This window comes from Brachyspira sp., from assembly GCF_050873525.1.
Lineage (GTDB): Bacteria > Spirochaetota > Brachyspiria > Brachyspirales > Brachyspiraceae > Brachyspira.
On record NZ_JBNMIZ010000111.1, the window covers coordinates 1 to 8,229 of the forward strand.

9 protein-coding genes are annotated in these 8,229 nt (G+C 29.2%); 5 read left to right on the forward strand and 4 right to left on the reverse strand.

Going from position 1 to position 8,229, the window contains the following annotated elements; translation table 11 throughout:
- Positions 1-104: 104 nt before the first annotated feature.
- The 3 genes from ACR0QS_RS08260 (at position 105) to ACR0QS_RS08270 (ending at position 2,444) form a co-directional block, all read left to right on the forward strand.
- Positions 105-1,067, forward strand: a complete 963-nt coding sequence (locus ACR0QS_RS08260; RefSeq protein ID WP_432632968.1) for a Gfo/Idh/MocA family oxidoreductase — start codon at positions 105-107, stop codon at positions 1,065-1,067.
- Positions 1,068-1,203: 136 nt separating this feature from the next.
- Complete coding sequence (locus tag ACR0QS_RS08265) at positions 1,204-1,866, forward strand: TIGR00730 family Rossman fold protein (protein WP_432632969.1); 663 nt, start codon at positions 1,204-1,206, stop codon at positions 1,864-1,866.
- Complete coding sequence (locus ACR0QS_RS08270; protein WP_432632970.1) at positions 1,863-2,444, forward strand: hypothetical protein; 582 nt, start codon at positions 1,863-1,865, stop codon at positions 2,442-2,444. The genes ACR0QS_RS08265 and ACR0QS_RS08270 overlap by 4 nt, the downstream gene beginning before the upstream one ends.
- On the opposite strand, the gene ACR0QS_RS08275 is transcribed toward ACR0QS_RS08270, so the two are convergent.
- The 4 genes from ACR0QS_RS08275 to ACR0QS_RS08290 all read right to left on the reverse strand — a co-directional run bounded on the left by ACR0QS_RS08275 (position 2,445) and on the right by ACR0QS_RS08290 (position 5,946).
- Complete coding sequence (locus ACR0QS_RS08275) at positions 2,445-3,164, reverse strand: hypothetical protein (protein ID WP_432632971.1); 720 nt, start codon at positions 3,162-3,164, stop codon at positions 2,445-2,447. It abuts the gene before it with no gap.
- 30 nt (positions 3,165-3,194) lie between these two features.
- Positions 3,195-3,671, reverse strand: coding sequence for a ribosome silencing factor (gene rsfS, locus ACR0QS_RS08280; protein ID WP_432632972.1), 477 nt, complete (start codon positions 3,669-3,671; stop codon positions 3,195-3,197).
- A complete protein-coding gene (locus ACR0QS_RS08285) occupies positions 3,655-4,878 on the reverse strand; it encodes an LCP family protein (protein WP_432632973.1) in 1,224 nt (407 codons plus the stop codon). The genes rsfS and ACR0QS_RS08285 overlap by 17 nt, the downstream gene beginning before the upstream one ends.
- Positions 4,879-4,944: 66 nt before the next feature.
- Positions 4,945-5,946: an NAD(P)H-dependent glycerol-3-phosphate dehydrogenase gene (locus ACR0QS_RS08290; RefSeq protein ID WP_432632974.1), complete on the reverse strand. Its 1,002-nt coding sequence runs from the start codon at positions 5,944-5,946 to the stop codon at positions 4,945-4,947.
- Positions 5,947-6,423: 477 nt separating this feature from the next.
- Here ACR0QS_RS08290 and ACR0QS_RS08295 point away from each other — a divergent pair, with 477 nt between their 5' ends.
- On the forward strand, positions 6,424-6,939 hold the full coding sequence (locus ACR0QS_RS08295; RefSeq protein WP_432632975.1) for a hypothetical protein: 516 nt from the start codon (positions 6,424-6,426) through the stop codon (positions 6,937-6,939).
- Between the two features lie 10 nt (positions 6,940-6,949).
- Positions 6,950-8,229: hypothetical protein (locus ACR0QS_RS08300; protein ID WP_432632976.1), on the forward strand; the 1,280-nt coding region annotated here is incomplete at its 3' end.

The window sequence follows — 8,229 nt, forward strand, 5'->3', positions numbered from 1 at the left end:
ATAATAAACCAATAAACCTATTGAAGTTTATCAAATTATTAATTATAATCTTCTTAAATAAATTTTATAAATTTATAAATTTAAAAATTAGGAATCTTTATTTTATGGAAAAAGTTAATATAAGTCTTATTGGCGTTGGAAGAATGGGACAATTCCATCTCAATGTTATAAATCAAATAAACTCTATCAATTTGACGGGAATTTACGATGCGGACGAAAAACATTTAAACGAAATTTCAAGCAAATATAATTTAAATAGTTTTTCAAGTTTGGACGAAGCGATAGACAAATGCGATGCCGTTATAATAGCGAGTCCCACAAAATTTCATTTCGATATAGCTAAAAAATCCGTTCAAAAAGGAAAACATGTTTTAGTCGAAAAACCTATGACGGAAAATTATATTCAGGCGGAAGAATTGGAAGCGATTGTAAAAGAAAAAAATATTATATTTCAAGTGGGGCATGTCGAAAGATTCAACGGAGCAGTTCAGGAATTGCATCATATAATAGAAAATCCATATTTGATAGAAGCGAGAAGATTAGCGCCCTTCGCTCCGCGTATAACCGATGTCGGAGTAGTATTCGATATTATGATTCATGATTTGGATATAGTGACATCTTTGGTAAAGAAACCTCTTATAAGATTTTCGGCGAGCGGAAAAAGAATAAAAACTAAAAACGAAGATATTGCAAGCGCATTATTGGAATTTGAAGGAAACACGATAGCCACAATAAACGCAAGCAGAGTGACGCAGGAGAAAATCAGAACTTTAGCGATTAGCTCGGAAGAAGCGCATTTTATATTGGATTATGCCACGCAGGATATAACGATACATCGTCAGGCGGCGAGTCAAAGCAAAATAAAAACTTCGATTGGAATAAATTATACTCAAGAATCGATTATAGAAAGAGTGTTTATTCACAGAGATAATCCGCTCAAATTGGAAGACGAACATTTTGCCAACTGCATATTGGGAAAAGATAAAAAATTAGTCGCGATAGAGGACGATGTCAGAACGATTAAACTTACCGAAGGCATTTTAAATAAAATAAAAGAAACTTGGTAATAAAATTAGTTCTTAATAAAAAATCATTAAAAATATTTTATCCGTTTCCGAAAAATTAACATAATAATTTATTTAAAATATAATTGTCAATTTTAAAATTTAAAATAAATAAAAATCAATTTGGAGAGATGACTAAATGAGAAGAGAAAGTTACGAATTACAAAATTACGATATGCAGCAGGAATCTTGGAGAATATTTAGAATAATGGGAGAATTTGTCGAAGGCTTTGAAACGATGTCATATTATAAAAACTGCGTGACGATTTTCGGAAGCGCAAGAACGAAACCTAAACATCCTCATTATAAAGCGGCTTATGAAACGGCAAAATTGCTCGCGGAAAATAAATACGATATAGTAACGGGAGGCGGACCGGGAATAATGGAAGCGGGAAACAGAGGAGCTTACGATGCAAACGGAAACTCGATTGGATTATGCATAGAACTTCCGCATGAACAAAAAACTAATCCTTATGTTAAAGAAGAACTTAAATTCAGATATTTTTTTGCAAGAAAAGTTATGTTCGTAAAATACGCGAAGGCTTTGATAATATTTCCCGGCGGATTTGGAACTATGGACGAAATGTTTGAAACTTTAACTTTGATACAAACGAAAGTATTGCATAGAATTCCCGTGATAGTTTATGGAAAAGAATTTTATAAAGACCTTTTGGGATGGATAAAAAAAGATATGATTAACGAAAAATATATAGACGATGAAGATTTGGATTTGCTTCATTTTATGGAAACTCCTAAAGAAGCTTTGAATATAATTAAAAAATTTTATAAAGATAAAAAATGAAAATCTTAATAATATTTTTTTTAACGGGAAATTTTCTTTTTGCCCAGCTTCCCGCGTTTTTCAATTTAAACGGTTATAAGAATTTGAAATTTGGAATGGAAATCGAAGAAGCGGACGATAAAATTACCAATTATAATTTGATTCTATATGCAGATTTTTTTGAGAGTATAGAATTAAACGATAAAACTTTGCTTAATATTTATAAAAACGATAAAGACGAAACCGCTTATTATTTATATTTTTACGACAATTATTTATATAGAATAGAAATCTGCAATCATATCGGATACAGTTATAATAATCCGAGATTTTCATTCCCAGCAGAAAAATCTAAAATAGACGATATAAAAGAAAAATTAATCGGAGAATTCGGCGAAGTTTCAAAAACCGACATTAAATATTATACTTTTTACGACAAACCATTTGAAGAATATATTTTATGGTGGAGTTCCGATTTGGTTTCAATATCGTTATATATAAAGCCCGATTTGGATACTTTGGATAAAACCATAAAAAAATATTCTTATAGAATTTCTTTTTATGATGAAATCAAAATGAAGAAAATGCGCAAAAAATGATTATATTCCGTTTCCAAGTTTTAATCCTATTTGCAAACCTACATCTAAAGAAGATAAATTTCTATTTTCAACATAATTTTTTTCTGCGCCTCTCGCGTCCAAATTAAAATCTCCTCCTATATAAGCGCCGAGTAGAACGGCAATTTTGTCCGAAAGATAAAAAGAATAATCGAACGAAAATTTAACATAAGTTATAAGAGAATCTTTAAAAACGCTATCCAGCTGGTCAACGCTATATTTAGTAGTAGTTTCGCTTTTTACATTATTTGTATAAGTTTCCGCAGTGTGAATCAACTGAAAAGGAATTTTTATTCCTATTCCAAAACCTACCGCGTAATTTCCTTTATGGAATTTCGGAAGTATTCCAAGCTGCATATTTTCAAAAGTATAATATTCTTTGATGTCCGTGTCCTTTCCTCTTATTGCAAAAGTGTCATGCGAATATCCGACATCCAATAATAAACTTATTCCTTTTTCGCCGTCTCCTATCAAATATCCCGCCTGAAATGTTAGCCCTGCGTCAAAACCTATGGAAGATTTTCTTTCGGCATAATTATCTTTATAATCTTGAGGAGCGTCCGAAGAGAAACGAACTTTATAAAATCCGAAACTTGCTCCGATTGGAATATTAAATCCGAATTGCCATCCGCTGCTTGCGAACGATTCTTTAGTAAATACTATACTAAAAATTAAAACGATTATAAAAAATATTTTTTTCATGATTCTATCCTTTTATTTTATTTTTTATTTTTATTTATTTTTTTTATTATTAATATTATTATCAAATTCTATTTCTTTAGCCTCGAGCCATAATTTATCCAAATCATAATATTCCCTTCCTTCTTTCGTAAATATATGTATAACCAAAAAACCGTAATCGCTTAAATGCCATAAAGATTCGGAAGTATTTTCATTTTCGGAGTAGGGGAGTATTCCTTCTTTTTTTAATTCTTTATAAACTGCATCCGCTCCCGCTTTCATTTGAGGCGAAGATGAGGCTGTCGCTAAAATAAAAAAGTCCGACAAAGAAGTTATATCTTCCAAATCCAAAATTTTTATTTCTTCAAGTTTTTTATCGTCTAAAATTTTTGCCGCTTTCAAAGTTAATTCTTTAGCTTTTTCTTTATCTATAAATATTTTATTAACTTTTTTATTTGTTCTATTTTTCACAATATTTTCATCTATATTTTTAATTTTATCTTGTTTAATTCTATCTTGTGATTTCATAATAATCCTTTCCTAATATTAAAACTGCGTTATTCAAAAGCCTTCTGTCCGTTTTGGCATAAACTTTATTTATTCGGCATTCTTTCGCCACTATAAAACTTTTTTCTATTTGTCCGTTTCTTATTAGAACTACGCTTTCGTTCAAATTATTTACCGAAAAATTTCCGTATTCTCCCGCTTTAAAACCTCTATATCTCATCCTTATGCTTATTCTGTCGGCAAGTCCTCCGATTCCCGTGCCGTTCAAAACTATCAAACTTACATCTTCCGTTTCAAGTTCGCTTTTTTGAGTTTTAAGCCCTACATATAAAGCCAAATCGTCAAGCTGTTTAATCAAAGCGCTTCCCTCGAATATCGGAGTTAGTAATCCTCGCTCGTTAATATTTGCGTCTATAGCTTCTACAACCAAAGTTCTTTCGCTGCTGTTTGCTAATATATCGAATAAAATTTTAATATCTGGCGGTCTCAAATTCGATTTCATTTTTGAAGCTATTTTTTCTCTCATATCTTTTGAAAGCATTATATTTTTAAGTTCTGGATTTTGTATAATTCCTATCATAGAATTTATAATAATGTCTTCCAATCTGTATAAAGTTTCTATTTCTTCGTATCCCGCCATAGTCAAATAATGCAAATAGGCGAGAACTTTATTTCCGTAAAAAATCCATTCTCCAATATCGAAAGATAGATTTTCTTCGTTAATAGGCTCTTCAATATACATTCTTGTTCCGCCAATCAAATCCACAATATCCGAAATTTGATTATTATTAACGGTTATTTTATAAGTAATTTTTTTTCCCGTTGTAATTTCAATCGCTTTAAAAACTTCTCTTCTTCCTCCCGTTTCGTATAATTTAGTTATAGGAATATTCGCTTCTTTTTTATTTTTCCATAAAGCTAAATTTTTTGGAAGTCCTATGATTCCGATTCTATTATGCAGACTTGATATTACTCCGACATAAGCGCCGTAAGGAATATCGCTTTCGTCTATAAATAAAACCGCAAAATATAATTCTTCGTCTTTATTTTTCGCTTTTTCCAAATCGCTATAGAAAAAATAATAAAATAAAAATATTATGATTCCAAGCCCGCAGATTATAAACGACATGACAAATACTAACGCTTTTTTATTCGCATCTCTTATCGCTTTTAAATTCTTATAATCGGACTTATCATTTTTTTTATCATAATTTTTTTTAATCGACATATAAATATAATATATTATGTTAAATAAGTTGTCAAATTCTTTTTTGATTATATTTTAAAATATTTTTTAAAAGAAACTTTCGCTTTTTGCTTCTCTGCTCATCAAATCATTTAAAGTTTGATAAATATCCGCATCGTTAAATAAAACATTATAAACGGCTTCGGTAATCGGCATATATATATTATTTTTTTTAGAATATTGATAAGCGGCTTTTGTAGCGTAAACTCCTTCGGCAACCTGCCCATGACTTTCCGATATAACCTCCTCGTATTTTTTACCTTTGGCAAGCTCTCTTCCCAATCTATTGTTTCTACTTAACCCGCTCGAACATGTGACTATCAAATCGCCTATTCCTGAAAGTCCATACATTGTGTCGATTCTCGCTCCTTTGCTTAAAGCGAACCTGACTATTTCATGCAAGCCTCTCGTTATAAGCGCCGCTTTTGTATTGTCGCCAAGTTTGAGTCCGTCAATTATTCCTCCAGCTATCGCAATAATATTTTTTAAAGCTCCGCCTATTTCCACTCCTTTTTGGTCCGTTGAATTATATATTCTTAATTTTGGCGGAACGGTTAAAATATCGCGCACATATTCGGAAATTCCTTTTTCGCCTCCGACTACTATAGCCGTAGGAATTCCTTTGGCAGTTTCTTCGGCATGAGAAGGTCCCGATAAAGTTAGTATATTCAAATCGCCAGATATTACGCTTCTTGCAACTTCGCTCATAGTTTTTCCGCTTTTTCTGTCGAGTCCTTTTGTGGCGGAAACTAAAATTTGTTCATTTTTTATATAAGGTTCGATATTTTCGCAAGCTTCGTGAAACGCAAAAGACGGAGTCACTATAATTATAATTTCCGATTCGTTTATTGCCTCTTCGATATTCATTGTAAAAAATATTTTTTTGTTAAGTTCAATATTTTCCAAATAATTATCGTTTCTGTGATTTTCTTTTAATAATTTATAACTTTTTTCGCTGTGAACCCAGACTTTTATATTATGCTTTTCGGAAAAAATATTCGCCAATGCAAGTCCCCATCCGCCAGCTCCAATAACGCTAATATTCGACATAATCGTCCTTCAATATATTATTAAAATTTCAAATATTAAAAAGTATAACATATATATTTTTAATGTAAAGTGAAATTATATTTTTGATTGAAAATAGTCAATGACGAAATTTTTTTAGAATTTTTTTATTTTAAACCGTTGACAATTTTTTTAAATGTTGTATAATTTTTCCTATGATAACAACAAATAAAAATATTATAAAACAAATTCGCGCGAGCCGAGCCGAGCCGAGCCGAGCCGAGCCGAGCGCATCACTTTAAACTTTTTTCAAGTTTATGTTTACTTACTAATTATAAAATATTATTCTATTTATTCATTAAAAACTTATTCAAATTCTTTTTTGGATTTATTGATTTTAATACGGCAAAAAGCGTTTATTTATTTAAAAGTTTTTATAAATATTTCCTTCATGGATATAATAACCCAAAAGGTTTTTTATCAAAATATATTTTCAAAATTAAACAAAGGAGAAAGAAAATGAAAAAAATATTAATTTTGATTTTCATATTTAATAGCTTAATTTTTGCTGAAAGTAAAGAAATAGCAAAACAATGGAAACAAGATAATATTATTTATGTATTTACATCAGATGAGGATACATTGGTTGTATTAGCTGACGGAATAAGATATTTATTAAAATTAAATGCTCAATATCCTGTATTTTGGCAATGTGAGATATCAAAATATATTATTAAAAATAATAATCGTATTTATAAACCCATTTATATAATGGGGGTTCGTGAAGAATCAGAAGCAAATACTACAGGCTCGTCTCTTTCCGTTTATTATGTAAATAAAAAAATAGCTACTAAGTATGAAGAAGATGGAAAAGCATACGATGTTAATTTTGATAAAGCAATTAATTATTTTATAGATAAGTTTAATCCATATATAGAAGCTATAAATAAAAGTGGGTTTAGTGAAGAAGAATTAAATTATTATAATGAATTGATAGAAAAATATAACGAGTTTTTATTAAAATATAAAAAATAAGGAGTTAAAAATGAAAATAGTAATGATAATATTAATTAATTTTATAATTTCAAGTTTATTATTTCCTCAATATTTATCCGAAAGCCAGAGGAATAATTTGGAAGCCCAATTAAAAAGACAGGCAGGTAATAAAACTATAATATTGGAATTTTATGCTCCATCAGAATATACATCTTACGCATATGGTAGATATATAGGAGTTTGGACTGCAAGAAATACTGAATATGAATTGAGCTACAGTTCAGATGGAGTTGGCAATTATAAAGTTACTCTGTATAAACCTTCAAAAGAAGAGATAGCAGAAAGGGAAAGAAAAAGAAAAATCAGACAAGAACAAGAGAAGATTTCTAATATAAAAGAAACTATAAGTGACATTATAAAATATAACGGTTCTAAAGTATCATTAGAAAAATATTATACTTATTTTAAAAAAAGAGGATTTACCATTAACGATGTAATTTTTGATATTTTTGAGAATGGAGATAAAATGTTTTACGATTTCTTTTTATCTAAAGGAGAATCTGTAGATTATAAAAAACTTATTTTTAATCCTTATAATAAATATATAAATAAAAAAGGGCAGGAGTGGATAATTCCTTTATTGTTTACAAATAGTGTTAAAGATTCCGAACTTTGCCATAATATTGCTTTTTTAACTAGGTTTATGAATGATAATACAGTATTTGAATCGACTATTAATACTTTAATTGAATTTTACTTCGATATAATTTTTAGCAATAATGAACATTTTGACTTCATTACGAAAATATATGGTGTAGATGGACATGAGTGGGCGCCTTATCTTTGGGGAGTAAGAAGAAGCATAAATGGAATTCAAGAACATTTTGGCGTTAGTAGTGATGAAGCTTTATTGATTTCTAAAAGATTAAAAATTCTTATAGATAAAAATATTGTTAATTTGGAAGTAAAAGATAAATATAATTATAGAGCTATAGACTATCTTAATTTATTTGAATTTAATTTTGGAGGCATATCTGACAAGCTTAAAAAATCTGACATAAAATTTAATAATTTACATAGACTTTCATTCCCGTATGAATATTTATATTATGATTTGTCAAAGTTGCAGATATATGATGAAGAAACTAATAAATTATTAGAAGATGCTCAAAATTCAGTAAATGTAAAAATAGGACCCGTTATTAATGGTTTCGTTAAAGCTATACAGATTTATCAAAAAATCATAAGTGATTTAAAAAACAAAAATAAAGATGTAACTATATTAGAAAAAAATCTAAAAATAATTTGTCATAATATGATAGTTATAAC